At 74.6% G+C, this 17638-nt stretch carries 16 protein-coding genes; 3 read left to right on the top strand and 13 right to left on the bottom strand.

What is annotated here, in order from left to right:
- The first annotated feature begins 58 nt into the window (after positions 1-58).
- Together ACR9ZK_RS07850 and ACR9ZK_RS07855 are read left to right on the top strand one after the other, a co-directional pair.
- On the top strand, positions 59-1282 hold the full coding sequence (locus ACR9ZK_RS07850) for an MFS transporter (RefSeq protein ID WP_481341335.1): 1224 nt from the start codon (positions 59-61) through the stop codon (positions 1280-1282).
- 170 nt (positions 1283-1452) lie between these two features.
- The gene (locus ACR9ZK_RS07855; protein ID WP_481341336.1) at positions 1453-2100 is read left to right on the top strand and encodes a DedA family protein; all 648 of its coding nucleotides are present in this window, start codon (positions 1453-1455) and stop codon (positions 2098-2100) included.
- A 151-nt stretch (positions 2101-2251) separates the two neighbouring features.
- Here the strand turns inward: ACR9ZK_RS07855 and ACR9ZK_RS07860 are convergent, their stop codons facing one another.
- The 4 genes from ACR9ZK_RS07860 to ACR9ZK_RS07875 form a co-directional block, all read right to left on the bottom strand.
- Positions 2252-2992, bottom strand: a complete 741-nt coding sequence (locus tag ACR9ZK_RS07860; protein WP_481341337.1) for a class I SAM-dependent DNA methyltransferase — start codon at positions 2990-2992, stop codon at positions 2252-2254.
- A 106-nt stretch (positions 2993-3098) separates the two neighbouring features.
- Complete coding sequence (locus ACR9ZK_RS07865) at positions 3099-3272, bottom strand: hypothetical protein (protein WP_481341338.1); 174 nt, start codon at positions 3270-3272, stop codon at positions 3099-3101.
- A 170-nt stretch (positions 3273-3442) separates the two neighbouring features.
- Positions 3443-5017 (bottom strand): DEAD/DEAH box helicase, encoded by a 1575-nt coding sequence (locus ACR9ZK_RS07870; RefSeq protein WP_481341339.1) that lies wholly within the window; start codon positions 5015-5017, stop codon positions 3443-3445.
- Positions 5018-5172: 155 nt separating this feature from the next.
- The gene (locus ACR9ZK_RS07875) at positions 5173-5940 is read right to left on the bottom strand and encodes an ANTAR domain-containing protein (RefSeq protein ID WP_481341340.1); all 768 of its coding nucleotides are present in this window, start codon (positions 5938-5940) and stop codon (positions 5173-5175) included.
- Positions 5941-6133: 193 nt separating this feature from the next.
- On the opposite strand from ACR9ZK_RS07875, the gene ACR9ZK_RS07880 reads away from it, so the two are divergent.
- Positions 6134-7774: a Rieske 2Fe-2S domain-containing protein gene (locus ACR9ZK_RS07880; protein ID WP_481341341.1), complete on the top strand. Its 1641-nt coding sequence runs from the start codon at positions 6134-6136 to the stop codon at positions 7772-7774.
- On the opposite strand, the gene ACR9ZK_RS07885 is transcribed toward ACR9ZK_RS07880, so the two are convergent.
- The 9 genes from ACR9ZK_RS07885 to ACR9ZK_RS07925 are packed head-to-tail and all read right to left on the bottom strand — an operon-like array spanning position 7737 to position 17413.
- Complete coding sequence (locus tag ACR9ZK_RS07885; RefSeq protein ID WP_481341342.1) at positions 7737-8531, bottom strand: sugar transferase; 795 nt, start codon at positions 8529-8531, stop codon at positions 7737-7739. The genes ACR9ZK_RS07880 and ACR9ZK_RS07885 overlap by 38 nt on opposite strands.
- 3 nt (positions 8532-8534) lie before the next feature.
- Positions 8535-9566 (bottom strand): hypothetical protein, encoded by a 1032-nt coding sequence (locus tag ACR9ZK_RS07890; RefSeq protein WP_481341343.1) that lies wholly within the window; start codon positions 9564-9566, stop codon positions 8535-8537.
- Positions 9563-10846: a lipopolysaccharide biosynthesis protein gene (locus ACR9ZK_RS07895; RefSeq protein WP_481341344.1), complete on the bottom strand. Its 1284-nt coding sequence runs from the start codon at positions 10844-10846 to the stop codon at positions 9563-9565. The genes ACR9ZK_RS07890 and ACR9ZK_RS07895 overlap by 4 nt, the downstream gene beginning before the upstream one ends.
- Positions 10843-12228 (bottom strand): O-antigen ligase family protein, encoded by a 1386-nt coding sequence (locus ACR9ZK_RS07900; RefSeq protein ID WP_481341345.1) that lies wholly within the window; start codon positions 12226-12228, stop codon positions 10843-10845. The genes ACR9ZK_RS07895 and ACR9ZK_RS07900 overlap by 4 nt, the downstream gene beginning before the upstream one ends.
- A complete protein-coding gene (locus tag ACR9ZK_RS07905) occupies positions 12222-13262 on the bottom strand; it encodes a phosphotransferase family protein (protein ID WP_481341346.1) in 1041 nt (346 codons plus the stop codon). Before ACR9ZK_RS07905 ends, ACR9ZK_RS07900 begins: the two co-directional genes overlap by 7 nt.
- The gene (locus tag ACR9ZK_RS07910) at positions 13259-13735 is read right to left on the bottom strand and encodes a hypothetical protein (RefSeq protein ID WP_481341347.1); all 477 of its coding nucleotides are present in this window, start codon (positions 13733-13735) and stop codon (positions 13259-13261) included. Before ACR9ZK_RS07910 ends, ACR9ZK_RS07905 begins: the two co-directional genes overlap by 4 nt.
- On the bottom strand, positions 13732-14949 hold the full coding sequence (locus ACR9ZK_RS07915) for a glycosyltransferase (protein ID WP_481341348.1): 1218 nt from the start codon (positions 14947-14949) through the stop codon (positions 13732-13734). The genes ACR9ZK_RS07910 and ACR9ZK_RS07915 overlap by 4 nt, the downstream gene beginning before the upstream one ends.
- A complete protein-coding gene (locus tag ACR9ZK_RS07920) occupies positions 14946-15941 on the bottom strand; it encodes a hypothetical protein (RefSeq protein ID WP_481341349.1) in 996 nt (331 codons plus the stop codon). The genes ACR9ZK_RS07915 and ACR9ZK_RS07920 overlap by 4 nt, the downstream gene beginning before the upstream one ends.
- A complete protein-coding gene (locus tag ACR9ZK_RS07925; protein ID WP_481341350.1) occupies positions 15938-17413 on the bottom strand; it encodes a YveK family protein in 1476 nt (491 codons plus the stop codon). Before ACR9ZK_RS07925 ends, ACR9ZK_RS07920 begins: the two co-directional genes overlap by 4 nt.
- Positions 17414-17638: the final 225 nt, after the last annotated feature.

Raw genomic sequence — 17638 nt, forward strand, 5'->3', positions numbered from 1 at the left:
CGGCCCCGGCCGGCCCCTTGAACCCCTGCTGGAACCCCTCACCGCACAAGGAGTCCCGATGAGCCGCACGGCTACCGAGACCACGGCAACCACCGGGCCGGACCTCTCCGGCCGCAACCGCAACCTGGGCCTGGCCCTGCTCGCCTTCACCGTGACGTTCTGGGCCTGGAACATCATCGGTCCGCTCGGCGTGCGCTACACGGGACAGCTCGGTCTGTCCGGCAGCCAGAAGGCACTGCTCGTCGCGACGCCCGTGCTTGTCGGGTCGGTCGGCCGCATCCCCGTCGGTGCGCTCACCGACCGGTTCGGCGGCCGCCTCATGTTCCCCCTCCTCACCCTGGCCGGCGTGCCGTTCGTCCTGCTCGTCGCCGCCGCCGGCAACGCCCGGTCGTTCGGGATGCTCCTGCTCGTCGGGTTCTTCCTCGGCATCGCCGGCACGACCTTCGCCGTGGGCATCCCGTTCGTCAACGCCTGGTTCGCGGCCGACCGCCGCGGCTTCGCCACCGGCATCTTCGGGGCCGGCATGGGCGGCACGGCGCTCTCGGCGTTCTTCACGCCGCGCTTCGTCACGTGGTTCGGCTACACCCCGACCCACGTCATCCTCGCCGCCGCGCTCGTCGTCACCGCCGCCATCTGCTGGTTCGGCATGCGCAACTCGCCCGCCTGGACGCCGAACACGGACCCCGTCGTGCCCAAGCTCACCGCGGCCCTGCGGCTGCCGATCACGTGGCAGATGTCGTTCCTCTACGCCGTCGCCTTCGGCGGCTTCGTCGCCTTCTCGACGTACCTGCCCACCTACCTCAAGGACGTCTACGCCTTCGACCTCACCGCCGCCGGCACGCGGACGGCCGGGTTCGCCGTCGCCGCGGTCCTCGCCCGTCCGCTCGGCGGGATCCTCAGCGACCGCATCGGTCCGCGGGCGGTGCTCGGGGTCTCCCTGGCCGGCACCGCGGTCCTCGCCGTCGTGCTCACGTTCCGGCCCCCGCTCGAGCTGCCGGCCGGGATCGCGTTCGTCGCGATGGCGTTCTTCCTCGGGCTCGGCACCGGTGGCGTCTTCGCCTGGGTCGCCAAGGCCGCGCCGCCGGCGCGCGTCGGCAGCGTCACCGGCCTCGTCGGTGCGGCCGGTGGGCTCGGTGGCTACTTCCCGCCGCTCGTCCTGGGCGCGACGTACGAGAAGGTGCTGCCGGCCTACGGTGTCGGGCTCGTCCTGCTGACGATCGTGGCCGTGGGTGCCCTCGCCTTCTCCCAGCTCGGGATCCGCGAACGCACCCGCCAGGACTGAAGACCGCGTCCCGAACGGCTGCGTGGCTCCCAGCGGGCGTGCAGACTCGTTGTCGAGACTCGGGACACGCCACGACGGTCCCCGCGGAGTCCCGGCAGGGCCGGTCCCGGCCCGCGCAGACCCGGGCCGCCAGTTCGCCGGCGGACCATGAGCGCACGAGGAGCCGAACCGTGACCCACCTGCTCGACAGCGCCATGCAGCAGCTCCTGGCCGCTCCGACGTGGCTCGTGCTCGTCGTCGTGGCGCTCGTCGTCTTCGCCGAGGACGCGATCTTCGTCGGCTTCGTCGTTCCCGGCGAGACGGTCGCGGTCCTCGGTGGCGTCGCGGCCTCCGTCGGCCACGTGCCCTACGTCGCCGTGCTCGTCGTGGTCGTCCTCGCCGCCATCGCCGGCGACAGCGTCGGCTTCGAGGTCGGCCGCCACCTCGGGGCGCGGGTGCTGAGGCTGCGCGCCTTCGACCGGCACCGCTCGCGGATCGCGGGCGCCCAAGAGCTGCTCGGCCGCAGGGGCGGCATCGCCGTCTTCCTCGGCCGGTGGACGGCCTTCCTGCGCGCCGTCATGCCGGCCCTGGCCGGGATGTCGAAGATGCACTACCCCACGTTCCTGACGTGGAACGCCGCGGGCGGCATCGCCTGGGGCGCGACGGTCGTGACGATCGGGTTCGTCGCCGGTCACTCCTACGCCAGGGTCGAGTCGTACTTCGGTCGTGGCGCGGCGGTCGTCGTGGCGGTGCTCGTCGTCGTCGGCGTCGTCGTGTGGCAGGTGCGCCGGCGCCGCGCCGAGCGTCGCGAGGAGGTCGGCGACGCCGAACGCGGATGACGTTGATTCGTCGCACCCGGGCGCGAGCAGATACCTCGAATCGATGGCCCACCCTCTGAGTGGAGGTGATTCGTCGCACCCAGGCGCGAGCAGATACCTCGAACCGCAGGGAGGGGCCGGGAGGGGGAGGGCAGGGCGCAGGAGGAGACCGTCAGGGCTTGCGCCACACCGACACGTGCGCCTCGCTCGTGGCTGTGAACGGCGTGCCCGCCCAGTCGGCCCACCGGGACTCGAGCCGGAGCCCCGCGAGCTGGGCCATGAGGTCGCACTCCGCCGGCCAGATGTAGCGGAAGTGCCCGACGCCGTGGTGCACGGTGCCGTCGGGGAGAGTGCGGTAGTGGTGCGAGGAGCACTCCTGGCTGACGACGTCGTAGGTGTCGAAGACGAGATGGTCCTCGCCGATGCTCACCGGAACGGCCTCCTGTCCGGGTGTCAGCCGCTGCAGTGCCGGTACCCACAGGTCGATGACGAACCGTCCACGGGGGCGCAGGTGCCGCGCCGCGTTGCGGAAGCACTGAACCTGCTCGGCCTGGGTGCGCAGGTTGGAGATGCTGTTCCAGGCGAGGTACACGAGCGTGTAGGCGCCCGCACCCGGGGCGACGCTGGTGGCCATGTCCCCGACCACCACCGGGACGCGTCCGTCGGGATCCTTGGCGCGCAGCCGCGCGGCCATCGGCTCGGACAGCTCGATGCCGGTGACCGGCAGGCCGCGGTCGGCGAGCGCGAGCGCGACGCGCCCGGTACCGACGGCGAGCTCGAGCACGGGCCCCTCGCCGGCGAGCCGCGCGAGGAGGTCGACCGTCGGGCCCAGGACCTCCGGGCTGAAGTGGTCGGCGGCGTCGGCGTCATAGGTCGCCGCGGTCTCCTCGGTCCACACGTCGCTGCTCGTCACGCGGGCCAGTCTCGTCGCCTCGCCGCATCCGGGCCACGGGTTTTGTGTCGGCCGCGCGGCGGCCGGCTCCGGACCCGGCATACGAGCGCGAGCCGGGCGTCGGCCCTCAGGCGCGGTTGAACAGCCGCGACAGGAAGCCGCCGGCCCGGGCCGGCCGTTCCGGCTCGTGACCGCCGCAGCGCTCGCCGACGGGAACGGTGCGCATGACCTCGTCGACGTGCTGGCCGCAGCCGGCCCACGTCGTCTTGCCGCACGTGCGGCAGGCGGTCGGACGGCACATGCTGGTCCTCCTCCGTTCACATACCCACAGGGGTATGGCCTCGACACGATGGACGATAGCGACAACCGGCGCAGCGCGCCAGTGCTCACGCCCGCTCCACGAGGGCGAGCCGCGAGACGCCCGTTCGACCGCCGGTCACCGCCGGTCGGACGGGCAGCCCTCGCGCGACGTCAGCGGGAGCGGCGGCTGCCGGCCCGCGTGCCGGCCGAGAAGGCGGCGGCGCTGCCGCCGCTGCTCGTCGAGTAGACGGTCGTCGAACCGCCTCGTCGGCCCGGCCCACCGGACCGGCCCGATCCGCCCGAACGACCGGACCCGGTCGAGGCCGCCTGACCGCGCTGGCCCGGCTGGCCGCCCGAGCGACGTCCGCCCGACCGGGAGTCCAGATGACCGGCGTCGGCGCGGCCCCGGCCTCCGGGGCGACCACTCCCCTGGCTCGAGCCACCCGGCGCGCCGGAGCCCTGCGCCGCGCGACCCCGACCCCGGCCACGACCACGGGCAGGGGTGTCGGCGGACGCCTGGCGGGCGGGGCGCCCGGTGGACGGACGCGTCTCCTCCCGGACGAGGGCACCGGAGAAGGACCGCGCACCCGGCGCGAGCTCCTCGAGCAGCGGGTGGCCCGGCGCGACACGCGTCGTCGTCGGTCGGATCCCGGCCTTGCGGGTCAGGTCGCGGACGTCGCGCACCTGCTCGTCGAGCATCATCGTCACGACCGTGCCGGCGTTGCCCGCACGCGCGGTGCGACCCGAACGGTGCAGGTAGGCCTTGTGCTCGACCGGCGGGTCGGCGTGGATGACGAGCGCGACGTCGTCGACGTGGATGCCGCGCGCGGCGATGTCGGTGGCGACCAGGGTCTGGGCCCGACCGGAGTGGAAGTCGTCCATGTTCCGGGTGCGGGCTCCCTGGCTGAGGTTGCCGTGCAGCTCGACGGCCGGAACTCCCGACGCGTTGAGCTGCTTGGCGAGCTTCTTGGCCCGGTGCTTGGTGCGCGTGAACACCACCTTGCGGCCGGGCGCCGCAGCGAGGTCGAGGATGACCGGCAGGTGCGCGCCGTCGTCGACGTGGAGCACGTGGTGGCTCATCGTCGAGACGGGCGACTGGGCCGAGTCCGCCTCGTGCGTCACGGGATTCGTGAGGAACCGCTTGACGAGCACGTTGATCGCGCCGTCGAGCGTCGCGGAGAACAGCAGGCGCTGCCCGTCGCGGGCGGTCTTGTCCATGATGCGACGCACGCCGGGGAGGAACCCGAGGTCGGCCATGTGGTCCGCCTCGTCGAGGACGGTGATCTCGACGGCGTCGAGGAAGACGTGGCCCTGCTGCATGAGGTCCTCGAGGCGGCCCGGGCAGGCGACGACGACGTCGACGCCCCGGCGCAGTCCCTGGACCTGCGGGTTCTGGCCCACACCGCCGAAGACGGTCTGGGAGGTGAGGCCCAGGGCCGCCGCGAGCGGGGTCATGGCGGCCTCGATCTGGGTCGCGAGCTCACGCGTCGGCGCCAGGACCAGGGCCCGGGGACGACGGGACTGGGGCCGGCGGCCGGACTGCGCGAGGCGCGTCAGCACCGGCAGCAGGAACGCGTACGTCTTGCCGGAGCCGGTGCGACCGCGCCCGAGCACGTCGCGTCCGGCGACCGAGTCGGGCAGCGTCGCCGCCTGGATCGGGGTCGGAATGGTGATGCCGAGGTCGTCGAGGACCGCGACGAGGGAGGTGGGCACGCCGAGGGCGGCGAAGGTCGTGTCAGTGGACACCGGTGGGACTCCAAAGGTCAAAGGGTCGTTCTGCCCGGCGCGAGGGCCTCGGTCGTTGAGGGTCGCGGCGCAAGAGCGAATCGACGGGCCGGCGCAGGGCACCAGGCCGAGAAGAGGCGACCCGAGGCAGAACTGGGCGGGTCGCTCCGACCAGTCTACCCGCCGCGCGCCGGTGTCCCGACCACGCCTCCAGCGTGCGGCTCGTCCTCGCCGGCCGGCAGGTCCCCGAGCGCCACGACGTCGTCGGCGACGTCCCGGACCTGTCGCCGCAGCCGCCCGCTGGTCCCACGCAACACCGCGAACGCCTCGTCGACGGCCACGGCGTACCGCGCCGTGAGGATGCCGACCGCGGTCCCGATCCGCCGGCTCGCGTCCAGGGCGTCGGTCGGGCCGAGGGCGTCCCCGTCGCGCTGGCTCGGTCCGAGGGCCAGGGCGAGGAACGGGGCGAGCATCGCCGCCGTGCCGAGGTCGCCGTCGTCGAAGGCCTGCGGGGCCGAGGCGTAGAGGCTCAGGGCGACGCGGTGCCCGTCGGGGACGGCCAGCCGGACGCTGAGCATGCTGCGGATGCCGAGCACGTCGGCACACGGCCCCGAGAACCCGGGCCACCGCCGCTCGACGCACAGGTCGCCGCTCGACACGGCGGGCGCGGCCCCGACGGGCTCGAGCGAGGGTCCCTGGCCGGTGCGGGACTGCAGGGCGTCGACGGCGGTCGCCACCGGGCCGGTGGCGGCGGTGGTCCGCACCGGGGAACCCGGGCCGACGACCGTGACCGCGGCGTGCTCGGCGTGCGGCACGAGCCGGGCGGTGAGGTCGACCAGCCGGCGCGCCACCGCCACGGAGCCTTCGTGCTGCAGGAGCCCGTCGACCTCGCCGACGTCCGCGTCGAGAACCTGCGCGTACTCCCGTGGTGGTTGCCGTGTCATCGTCCACCCCCTGCCCCGCAGGCGAGCAGCTGCTCGCTCCCCGACCACACTGGCACGTCGCCCCGCCGCCGTACACGGTCAGCCGGTGTGCACAGGGGGGCCCATGGGAGCGGTCGGCGTACAGCAGGTGATGTAGGCGCGGCTCGGGCGGCCGGCGGTGCACCCGGCGCTCGCGCCGCCGGACCATAACGGTATGAACGCGCCGGTTCTGACTTCGCTGGGACACGCGGGACTGCGCATCGACGCCCCGCACCTGACCATGCTCTGCGACCCGTGGATGTCGCCGCAGGGCGCCTTCCTGGGTTCGTGGTTCCCGTTCCCGGACAACTCGCACCTCCTGCGGCCCGAGGTGCTCGACGCCGACTGGGTCGCGATCTCGCACGAGCACCTCGACCACCTCGACCTCGACCTGCTCCGGATCCTGCCCGAGAACGTGCGCATCGTCATCCCGCGCTACCCGGCGCCGGAGATGCTCTCGCGCATCCGCGCCGCCGGGATCCGCAACGTCGTCATCGAGCTGGACCGCTGGGAGCGGCTCGCGCTCAACCACCACGGCGACTGGATGACCGTCATCCAGGAGCAGTCGCCGATGTGCCACGACTCGGCGATCCTCGTCCACGCCTCCGGCCACGCGATCCTGCACACCAACGACGCCCGCCTCACCGTGGCCCAGCTGCGGCGCGTGGTGGAGGAGGCCGGCCGGCCGCTCGACCTCATGGGCGTGCAGATGTCCGGTGCGTCGTGGCACCCGATCTGCTACGAGTACCCGCCGGAGGTCGTCGCCTCGATGAGCGCCGACAAGCGCCTCGGCAAGTTCAAGTCGGTGAGCCGCCTGCTGCGCGCGGCCCCGCCGAGGATCGTCATGCCCTACGCGGGGCCGCCGTGCTTCCTCGACCCGGCGCTCGCGCAGCACAACGACCGGATCGCGCCGCCCGGCATCTTCCCGGACACCGCGCAGGCCGCCGCGTTCCTGCGGTCCCGGCTGCGCGACCAGCGAGTCGTGCGGCTGCTGCCCGGGGACCGCATCGACGTGGCGACGGGGCAGGTGCGGCCCGACCCGCACTGGGCGGGCTTCAGCCTCCTCGGCGACCGAGACGAGATCGCCGCGGACGGCCGGCTGCCCGACGACCTGCACGCGTACCTCGACGACTACGCCCGGCGTCGGGCCGGTGACATCGAGGCCGTCTACGCCGCCTTCCCCGACCCGCCCTGCGGCAGTGGCCTCGCCCAACGGTTCGTCGCCCACTTCGAGCAGCTCGGGACGCTGTCCGACTACTTCCTCAACCGCATCGCCATGACCGTCCGGTTCGTCGTGAACGGCGCGGACGGCGGCACGTGGGACGTCGACCTCGGGCCGTCGAGGTGCCGCGTCGACCTGACCGCGAGCAGCTCGCACCCGGGGTACCGCATCACGGTGGAGGCGCGCTGGCTCGACGCCGTCCTCACCGGCCGGGTCCGCTGGGAGGACCTGTTCCTGTCCCTGCGCATCTCGGCCTGGCGCGACCCCGACCGGTACAACGACTACCTCGTCGGCCTGCTCAAGCATGCCGACGCCGCCGCGCTCGACGAGGTCGAGCGCTACGAGACCGAGCGGGACCCCGAGGACACCGTGAGGCTGGCCGAGCGGTGCGGGGACGGCGCGCGCGACTGGGAGGTCAGCCGCTACTGCCCGCACGCCGGCGAGGACCTGGCACACGGGGCCGTCCTTCGCGACGGCGTCCTGCGGTGCCTGGCCCACAACTTCGAGTTCGACCTCGACACCGGTGAGTGCCTCAACGCCCGGTGCGACCCGCTCGTCACGCGGCGGGTCGGATCTCGGGTCGCCGCCCGGTGACGATGTAGCGGGCGGTCAGGGCGATGATGCGCAGCGTCGCCCGGAGGGTCGGGCGGCGCAGGAAGGTCAGGTCCGTGGCCACGCGCCGCGGCACCAGCTGCTCGAGGTACCAGCGTTCCACCGCGCCGGGGTCGGACGGGTCGAAGCCGTCCTGGGACGGGGGGACGCTGACGTCGTCGCGCAGGGTGATCTGGGTGGGTCCTGTCAGCCCCGGCGTCTCGTCGAGCACCCAGGCCACCTCCGCCGGGTAGCGCGCCGCGAGCGCCGGGGTCTCCGGACGGGGCCCCACGAGAGTCATCTGTCCGCAGAGGATGTTGACCAGCTGCGGGAGCTCGTCGAGGCTCGTGCTCCGAAGCAGCCGTCCCGGGCGGGTGACGCGCGGGTCGGCGCGCCGGGTGACCTCGGGCCCGGCGGTGTCGACGCGCATCGTGCGGAACTTGTACAGGGTGAACGGCTGCCGGCCTCGGGTCAGCCGGACCTGCCGGAAGATGACCGGGCCGGGACTCGACAGGCGCACGGCGACCGCCAGCACGAGGAGCACCGGCGAGAGCACGAGCAGGCCCGTGACAGCCACGGCGAGGTCGAGCGTCCGCCGCTGCCACGAGATCGCGCCGACGCGCGGACGCCGCTGCGCTGCGGCCGAGCCCGTGCCGCCGGCCAGCCGGGCAGCCGACGTGGGTGGCGTGGGTGGCGCAGGCGGTCGCCGGCCCACCACGGCGGAGGTGGACCGCTCCGGGACGGCGTCGTGGATCGTCATGGTTCACCCCGTTCCCGACGCGACCAGCACGCCGCTGAAGATGGACACTGCCGCTGCGACGTCCTTGTCGAGCCCGACCTGCAGGTGCGAGGGCGTCATGTGGGTCCACAGCTCGGCACCGCGACGCCGGCGCTCGAGGAGGGCGCGCGTGAGCTCGTTCGGCGCGAGCTCGGGGTCGGTGAGCGTGTAGATGCCGTCCTTGTACGGCTGGGCCCAGGTCCAGATGTCGACGGCGTGGGCGCCGTGGGCCAGAGGGATGTCGATGTAGGTACGGGCGTCGGCCTCCGCCGACTGCCGGGTGCCCTCGTAGCGACCGGGGTGGGCCAGTGCCTTGCGCGCCTGCAGCCGCACCGTGCCGCCCCAGCGCCGGGACGCCTCGTCCCACGCCGCGGCCATGGCGGCGTCGCGGGTCGTGCCCCACGACGCGTACTCGGCATCGCTGCGCAGGCCGACGCTGAGGTCGACGACGTCGAGGCCGCCCTTGGCGATGTAGCGGTCGATGTCCGCGAGCGCGACCGCCGGGTTGCGGAGCACCTCGCCCTGGGCGCACTTGCGACGGGCGTCGGCCGAGTCGGCGCCGACGACCGACGTCGACACCCCGGCCCAGCCGAGGCAGCCGAGCTCGGGGACGATGAGGTCGACGACGATCTTCCGGCCCGGGAGGCGGCTGTGCAGGGCCTGCGTCGTCGACGTGAGGAACGGCAGGACGGTCGTCTCGTCCGTGTCGTCCTCGTAGCCGAGCTCGTCGGCGATCTTGACCCCGGCCACCCCGGGGCGGTCGGCGAGCAGCACGACGGTGTCGAGGACCGAGGCGTAGCGCTCCGGACCGGCCAGCCAGGCCTTGACGAGGTCGGTCTCGACCCACGCCTTCGCACCGTGCGACGCGACGGCCTCGGCGAGCGCGACGTACTGCGGCCGCAGCGTCGTCGTGGCCGAGCGCGGCGGTGTCCGGCCCGAGTCGCCCGAGCACGCGGAACCGCCGGCGAGCAGGACCAGGGCGAGGCAGGCGGCGGTCAGGGTCGGGCGTCGTCTCATGTCACCCTCCCGGCGACCCGTCGCCACGCCTGCACGAGCAGCAGGTCGGTGACGAGGTAGGCGGCGGCGCTGGCCCACGCGGCCCCGAGCGAGCCGTACCGCGGGATGAGGAGCACGTCGAGCACGAGCGTCACGAGGAAGCCGCCGCCGAGGATGAGCGAGTTGAGCCCGGGCCGGCCGCACCCGAGCAGATAGCCCGACGCGACCCCGGCGGCCGGCTCGACGACGAGGCCGAGCGAGATCCACACGGCCGGCCAGACGGCATCACGGAACGCCTCCCCGTAGACGAGGGGCAGCACCACCGTGGCGCTGGCGGCGACGACGACGGCCGCGGCCGCCCCCAGCGCGAGGAGCCGGCCCACCCGCAGCCACTCCGGGTGGCGGGCCGAGCCCTCCCGCCCGGCGAACTTCGGGTAGGTCACCCACGTCAGTGCGAGCCCCGGGAGGCGGAGCAGCTCGGCGTACTTCGAGGCGACGACGTAGACGCCGACCTGCGCCGGACCCGTCAGCGCGCCGAGGACGACGACGTCGAGGCGCAGGTTGAGCAGGTTGAGGATGCCCCCGACCTGGCTGCGCCCACCGAAGGCCGCCATCCGGCGGGCCAGGGCGAGGTCGGGCCGTCCCGCCAGCCGTCCGCCACGCTCGTGGACCCGTTTGGCGATCCGCACCCACGCGTGCATCGCGACGAGGACGTCGGCGAGCAGGAGCGCCGCCACGAGCAGCCACCCGCCGCGCAGGCCGAGCGCCCAGAGCAGCACGAACGCCGGGACGAAGACGGCCTCCTCGGCGGCCGTGACGATGTTGGACCCCCGGGCGTCGCCGAGGGCCTGCAGGCACGACTTGCCGACGGCGACCGGAAGCTGCGTCGCCACGGTGAGCCCGGTGGCGACGACGACGGACGTCGTCGTCGTCGTCATGAGCCGGTCGTGGACCACCGGCGTGAGGACGAGCCACGCCGCGGTGCCGAGGAGCCCGCCGGCCGCCATCGTGACGAGCACCGTCGGCCACAGGCCGGCGTGCCGCGCGTCGGGACCGGCGACGAAGTACCCCATGGCTCCGGGCAGCCCGCAGGCGGCCACGACCCCGACGAGGCCGGGCAGGACGCGCATCAGCGCGAGGACACCGACGTCGTCGGCCCCGCCGGTGCGGGCGACGAGGACGGTGACGAGCGCGATGGACACGAGCGCGACGAGCCGGGCGCCGACGTTGCCGACGACCGACCGCGCCGTCGCGCCGCGCAGCCGCGGACGGGACCGCTCGAGCACTCGTGCCCACGTCATGAGGAGCTCCCCACCGGCGTCCGGGCGAAGGGGCGGGCACCCGGCCTGCCCGGGTCGATCCCGGCCACGAGCCCGAGGAAGGCCCACACGTGCCGGAAGTGCAGCACCTCGTAGAAGAGGCCGGCGACGACCAGGGCGCACCCGAGCCCGAGCAGCACCTCGGGACGCGGCACGAGCCGGCGCACCTCCTCGTCCTGGGGCCACAGGGCCACCCGCCCGAGCCGGAAGGCGACGACGACGAGCAGTACGACGAGACCGAGCCCGCCGATCGCGCCGCGCTCCACGAGCGTCGCGAGGTAGTCGTTGTGCGCCTCCTTGACGTACGGCGCGGCCTGACCGCTCAACGTCGCCTTCGTGCGTCCCGGTCCGACGCCGAGCAGGTCGCCCTCGAGGTAGAGACCGAACGTCTCGGTGGCCAGCACGGTGCGTGACCCGCTCGACTCGTCGGTGCGCCCGAGCGAGTCGCGCAGCAGCTGGACGCTGTCGCTGGCCTTCTGGCCGATGGCGTTGAGGTCGATGTGCGGTGCGCCGACCGCGAGGGTGCCGGCACCGAGGCAGGCCACCGCGACCGCGACGATGACCCCGCGTCGCTTGACGAGCCCGACGAGCAGCGTCACCACGACCATGGCGCCGAGCCCGACGGCAGCGCCGTTGGAGCCGGTGAAGACGATGGCGAGCAGGATCGTGGCCGTCGCGAGGACGCGCGACAGTCGCCGGCGCACCACAGACGTCGCGAGCGTGAGCGCGAGGCAGATGAGGAAGTAGTTCGCGCAGAGGTTCGGGTCGGCGAAGGTCAGCGAGGCCCGTCCACCGTCCCTGGCGCTGAGGCCCGCCATCCAGCTGATGCCGGCGATCCGCCCGACGCAGAGCACGACGGCCCAGGCGATGCCCGACCACACCCAGGCGCGCAGGACGACGCCGAGCAGCCAGCGGTACTGCCGGACCGCGTTGGCGATGGCGGCGCTCCAGACGAGCAGGAAGCCGTCCTGGACCACCGGGAGCAGCGCGCTCTCGGCCTCGACGTGGTAGGCCGCGACCGAGCCGCCCAGCATGAGGATGGCGACCGGCAGGAGGTACGGGACCCGGACGGGGACGAGCTTGGTGCGCAGCCACGCCGCGACGGTGATGACGACGGCGAGGATGCCGACGTCGGCCAGACCCGTGTTGCCCGGCCCGCTCGGGATGAGCAGCGGCATGACGCAGACGGAGAACGCGAGGGCGACCGCCACCCGGCGGGGACCGCGTCCCTCCTGCCGTCCCGAGCCGGTCGCGCCCGTGTTCGCGGCAGTGTTCGCGGCAGTGTTCGCGGAGGGGTTCGCGGCAGGGTTCGCGGCGGTGTTCGCGGACGGGGCGAGGGCACCCGGTCCCCCGGGCGTCAGCATCGGAACAGCTCCGCTGCGAGAAGCAGGTGCTGCCGGGCGAAGGTGGCCTCGTCCGCCAGCGCCGCGACCTCCGCGGTGCCGACGGCGAGGACGTCGCGCCAGCGGTCCGGGTCGCGTCCGGTGCGCTCGAGGTGCTCGGCGAGGACCTCGCGGACCAGCTCGGGCAGCCAGCCGGAGCCGGCGGCCAGGTAGCGCAGCGGCTCGCCCCACGCCCCGGCGACGAGACCGGGGTGGCCCCGGACCGCTCGGCCGCTGCGCGTGTGCCGGTCGAGGTACAGCACGTACGACAGGACGAAGCGGGTCAGGTCCCGCAGCGGGTCCCCGCCGACCACGGCGTGCTCCCAGTCGACGACGCCAGTCACGCGCCGGTCGGTGCGCAGCACGTTGCCGGCCCAGAAGTCGCCGTGGACGACCGACCACGGCCCGGTGGCGGGCAGCCGCAGGCCGGGCAGCGTCGTGGCGACGCCGTCGGCGACGGCGCGTGCCACCCCGTCGGCCGGCCACCGCGCCCGCAGGCGCTTGGCGATCCCGGGCCAGCCGCCCGGTGACGCGGCGACCTCCTGGGGGCCGACGGCGTCCGACAGGTCGCGCAGCCAGGCCGCGGCGCCGGCGAGGTCGGCCCGGACGACGTCCGGACGTGTCGTGCCGCGCCACCGGTGGTAGTCGACCGACATGGGCGTGCCCGGCACCGCCTCGGTGACGAGCACGGCCCCACCGCGGTCGCGCCGGATGTCGACGAGCCGCGGCACTGTCCCGCCGACGAGGCGCGGGTCGAGGTCGCCGACGGCTCGCAGCGCGGCGGCCTCGGCGACGACGGACCCCGCGGCGACCGCGGTGAGGGCGACCTTGGCGACGAGCCGGGGTCGCGGCTGCCCGCGGTCGAAGACGAGGATCGTCGCCTTCGGGTTCTCGTCCTTGGACAGGCCGACGACGACGAGGCGCGGCGTGCCCGCCCCCGCGTGCTCGCGCAGTGCGGCGCGCAGCAGGTCACCGGCCTCGGCCGGGACGGTGTCCGGGGCCAGCATGTCGGTCATCGGCGCACCCCGACGACAAGACGCCCGGGCACGAGCGCGCCGAGGACCAGCCGGACCGACGCGGCGCCGGCCCTCGTCCGTGTCGCCGCGTCGACGAGGCGGCGCACCACCTCGAGGACGAGACGGCCCCGGACGATCCGGGGCGGCGTCGTGAGGAAGGTCGCGAGCAGCCACGTGACCGCGTCGGGGTCGTCCGCGGCCACGAACGTCGCCGATCCCCACGACGGCAGCACGACGTACTCGGCCTGCACCTCGATGCCGAGCCGACCTGCGGCCCGGCGGAGGCGCCCTCGGCCGCCGGCGCGCCGGTCGGCCAGGGCCACCGGTGAACCGGCCGGCAGGACCCGTGCCCGTTCGGCGTCGGCCCGGACCGAGGGCCACACCACCGGCGCCCCCGAGGGCACGAGCACGGCCGCGGGCGCCGGGACGGACGGCGTGACCGAGGCCACGACGGGGGAAGGAGCGACCGTCATGACGTCCTCCACGCACCCAGCGCCGCACCCAGCGACGACCCGAGCGTCACCCCGGGCCCGGCGCCGACCAGCTGGCGTCGCGGCTGCGTCGGTCCCTGCGAGTAGATCCGGTCGAGGACCTCACCGGCGGTCGTCTGGTCGTACCGGTCCCCGAGGTGCTCGCGCGCCCGGACCGCCCACAGGTGGGCCTCGTCCGGGTGGGCGAAGGCGTGGTCGACGGCTGCGGCGAGCAGGTCGGCGCGCCCCGGCGGCACGAGGAGGCCGGTCTCGCCGGGGATGACGACGTCGGGCACGGCGTTGACCGCCGTCGCGACGACGGGGATGCCGCACTGCTGGGCCTCGACGACGACGCACGGCAGGCCCTCGTAGCGGCTGGCCATGGCGAACACGTCGAAGGCCGGCAGCAGGGCCGCGACGTCGGAGCGGTTGCCGAGCAGCCGGACCCGGCCGTCGAGCCCGAGCCGGTGCACGTCGCGCCGCGTCCGCTCGGCCAGCTCGCCGTCACCGGCCCAGACGAGCACCGCGGGCGTCCGCATCCGGCGCAGCGCCTGGAGCATGATCTCCGGTGCCTTCTGGAAGTCGAGGCGGCCGACGGTGCCGAGGACCGGGACGTCGTCCGGCAGCCCGAGCAGGGCGCGCGCCCGGGCGCGGGTCGCCGGGTCGAGGCGGACGCTGGGCTCGTCGACCGCGGGGCCGACGGTGTGCAGCTGGTCGGGCCGGGCGAGGCCGCGCCGGAGCGCCTCCACGGCGACGCCGGTGCCGACGGCGAGGTAGGCGTCGGTGACCCGCGAGAGGCGCCGCTCGATGCCGATGTACGCCGTGCGCACCGCCGGGTTCTGGAACTCGTGGAAGGGGAAGCCGTGCATCGTGTGGACGATGAGCGGGACCCCGTTGCGGTAGGCCGCCATCCGGCCGAGGGCACCGGCCTTGGCGCTGTGCGTGTGCACGACGTCGGGCCGACGGGCGTGGACGAGGTCGAGCATCCGGGCCCAGGCCGCGGCGTCCTCCCGCGGCCGGATCGGCGAGACGAGCTCGGGCACGACGACCACCTCGACGCCGCCCGCGCGGGCCCGGTCGAGCAGCGCGCCCTCGCGGGTGCCGGTGACGAGCACGCTGTCGTAGCGGGTCCGGTCGAGCGCCGTGGCACCGCGCACGGCGACGCCGCCTGCGCCCGCGACGCAACGGGTCACGATGTGCATGACGCGGGTCGTCATGACCGACCCACCTCCTCCGGACGGGCCAGTGCCCGGGCCCGCCCGACGAGGTCGCGCAGGGTCGTGCCGGGCGAGCGGGGCAGGTGCACGTCGAGGACGGGGACGCTCGTGGCCAGCGCGTCGGCGACGTCGGCCACCGGCGGGTGGGCCGGACCGCGCCCGGTCCCGAGGGCGAGCGTGGCCGCGTACGCCCAGTAGCGGCGCAGCTCACCCGCGGCGTACGTGCCGCCCGTCAGCTCGCGGGCGGCCGCGTCGGGGTCGGTGCGCGTGAGCGTCACCTCGTCGCGCTCCCCCCGGCTCAGGACGAGCACGGCGTCGGGCCGGACAGACTCGACGCGGCGCGCCCAGCCGGACTCGCGGCGCCCATGAGGCATCCGCCGGCCCGTCCCGCCCTCGGCGCGGGTGGGCTCGAGAAGACCGTGCACGACGCGGCCGTCGCTGACGCACAGGTTGTCGCTCACCGGCGCCTCGGTGGGTCCGTCGAGCGTCGCGACGAGCGTCGACTTGCCGACGCCGCCCGGCCCCGCGAGGACGACGGCGTACCCGTCGACGGAGGCGGCCGACACGTGCATCGGCACGTGGCCCCTCGTACCGGCCCACCACAGGGCCGGGTACTGCACGAGGACGGCTCGCTGCAGGAGGACCTGGCGGTCGGGCGCCGCCATCCCGAGGGCGCGGTGCCGCCAGCCACGGTGCGGCCGGACGAGCACCTCGAGCCGTACGGCGGACGGCCGGACGGCCACGTCGAGGCCGCTCGAGCACGCGTCGGAGAGGACGACCTCGCGCCCGTCGCTCCACGCGCCGCGGGTCACGAGCCGGTGGCCGCTGCCCGGCCCGACGTCGGCGTCACGGGTCACCATGACGTGGACGTCCGGGGTCACCGGCGGCTCTTCCAGCTCCTGTCCCGCGCACGACTCGCGCACGAGCTCGGTCCACGGCTCGTCGCCGTCGACCTGCACGGCGAGCCCCGCCGTGCGCAGCCAGACGCTCATCCGTGCAGCACCTCCTGCGACGCGCGGTCGCCGGTGCCGTTCGAGGTCGCGGGCCCGGCCGTCGTGTCACCGCGCGATGCCGGCCTGGTCACGCCCCGTGAGTCGTCGGCCCGGTCCGCCGCGGCCGTCGGCTCCCGGTCCCACGGGGACTCCCAGACGGACGTCGGCTCGTCCACGTCGCCCTCCCCGCGAGACGCCGGGTCGAGGGACGCCGTCGGCCTGGTCGCGGCCGTCGGCGACTCGGCCTGGACGACCTCGTGGGCGCCGCCGGTGGGGCGCGGGAGCCAGTGGTGCCGGTGGCCGTGCGGATAGCTGACCAGGCCGACGACAGGCCACCCGAGCGCCTCGACCATGGCCCGTGTCCGGTCCAGCGCCCCGGAGGACACCTGGTCGGGCGAGAGCACGACGAGGACCGGACGCTCGCCCGGGTCGGTCCACTCGCGGCCGAGGACCGACACCGGGAGCCGGTGGTCCGTGCGGCCGTCGGTCGGGCCGAGGAGCGGCGCGAGGGACCGCGCCCACTCCTCCTCCCGGGCGTCGACGAGGACGAGGAGCAGCTGCGTCGCGTCGTAGCGCCGGGCCAGCAGCGCGAGCCGGTCGGCGACCGGGCCGGCGGCCCCGAGCGTGCCGGGCGACAGGTCGCGGTGCGGCAGGTACCCGATGTGCGGGACGCCGAGCGTGCGTGCCACGGCGCGCGGGGTGGGCAGCCGCGGCCGGAACGCCTCGAGCACCGCGGCGAGGCCGACGCCGAAGAGCGCACCGAGCAGGGCGATGAGGATGGCCCGCTGGTAGATGTGCGCGGGCAGCGGGATCGTCGGCTCCCGGACCGGGTCGAGCAGTACGGCCCGGGACGTCGACACCGTCGCGAGGTCGAGGTCCGACAGCTGCCGCTCGAGCTCGGCCTGGCTCGTCGTCAGGGCACTCAGCTGCGCCTGGATCGCGAGGACGTCGCCTGGGGCGGCCCTGGCGAGGCGCTTGACGAGCTGGTCGCGCTGGCGGCCGAGGACGTCGAGCTGGTGCTGCACCTCGCTGCGTCGCTTGACGACGGCCGGCTGGTCGCCGACGTTCGTGAACTCGATGACGTCCTGCGTCAGCGACGTCGCGATGACGGCCGCGCGGTGCGGCGAGGTGTCGGTGACCGCGATCTCCATGACCGGCGACACGCCGACGCGCCGGACGTCGATGTTGTTGGCGGCGAACGCCGCGACGTCGGTCTGCAGGCCCCCCTTGTCGAGCGCCACGCGCACGACGCCCGGGCTCGTCGCGATGCCGAGGACGCGCTGGCTCGTGGCGTCGGCCTGCACGTTCGACGCGGCGAGGTCGCTGCCCATCTGGATCCGGGCCACGGCCTCGTACTCGTTGGGCTGGCTGCGGCCGATGTACCAGGCCGCCCCGAACGGAACGAGCACGCACAACAGGATGACCAGCCAGTGGCCGCGGATGACCCGGCCGAATGCCTCGTCGATCGTCATGATCCCCCCCGGATCCGGTGGTTTGCCGGGCAGTGCTGCTGCGCGGCTCCGTTCGACCGTAGGACGGCCCGCGAGCCCCCACATCGCTCCCGCAGCGGACCCCCGGCTACGTCAAACGGCCGACCCCCGGGGTCTCGGACGGCCGGCGGCCGGCGCCGAGCAGCAGACCGGCGGGGGCCGAAAGGGGGGGGGGTTGTGCAGCCACCAGGACATGCGGGGAGACAT

The organism is Monashia sp. HAY1-5C (assembly GCF_056755255.1).

What these genes read in the sequence shown, in the direction of transcription:
- ACR9ZK_RS07850 (WP_481341335.1), top strand. Translation starts at nt 59, where the DNA reads ATGAGCCGCACGGCTACCGAGACCACGGCAACCACCGGGCCGGACCTC.
- ACR9ZK_RS07865 (WP_481341338.1), bottom strand. Translation starts at nt 3,272, where the DNA reads ATGTGCCGTCCGACCGCCTGCCGCACGTGCGGCAAGACGACGTGGGCC.
- ACR9ZK_RS07875 (WP_481341340.1), bottom strand. Translation starts at nt 5,940, where the DNA reads ATGACACGGCAACCACCACGGGAGTACGCGCAGGTTCTCGACGCGGAC.
- ACR9ZK_RS07880 (WP_481341341.1), top strand. Translation starts at nt 6,134, where the DNA reads ATGAACGCGCCGGTTCTGACTTCGCTGGGACACGCGGGACTGCGCATC.
- ACR9ZK_RS07885 (WP_481341342.1), bottom strand. Translation starts at nt 8,531, where the DNA reads ATGACGATCCACGACGCCGTCCCGGAGCGGTCCACCTCCGCCGTGGTG.
- ACR9ZK_RS07890 (WP_481341343.1), bottom strand. Translation starts at nt 9,566, where the DNA reads ATGAGACGACGCCCGACCCTGACCGCCGCCTGCCTCGCCCTGGTCCTG.
- ACR9ZK_RS07895 (WP_481341344.1), bottom strand. Translation starts at nt 10,846, where the DNA reads ATGACGTGGGCACGAGTGCTCGAGCGGTCCCGTCCGCGGCTGCGCGGC.
- ACR9ZK_RS07900 (WP_481341345.1), bottom strand. Translation starts at nt 12,228, where the DNA reads ATGCTGACGCCCGGGGGACCGGGTGCCCTCGCCCCGTCCGCGAACACC.
- ACR9ZK_RS07905 (WP_481341346.1), bottom strand. Translation starts at nt 13,262, where the DNA reads ATGACCGACATGCTGGCCCCGGACACCGTCCCGGCCGAGGCCGGTGAC.
- ACR9ZK_RS07910 (WP_481341347.1), bottom strand. Translation starts at nt 13,735, where the DNA reads ATGACGGTCGCTCCTTCCCCCGTCGTGGCCTCGGTCACGCCGTCCGTC.
- ACR9ZK_RS07915 (WP_481341348.1), bottom strand. Translation starts at nt 14,949, where the DNA reads ATGACGACCCGCGTCATGCACATCGTGACCCGTTGCGTCGCGGGCGCA.
- ACR9ZK_RS07920 (WP_481341349.1), bottom strand. Translation starts at nt 15,941, where the DNA reads ATGAGCGTCTGGCTGCGCACGGCGGGGCTCGCCGTGCAGGTCGACGGC.
- ACR9ZK_RS07925 (WP_481341350.1), bottom strand. Translation starts at nt 17,413, where the DNA reads ATGACGATCGACGAGGCATTCGGCCGGGTCATCCGCGGCCACTGGCTG.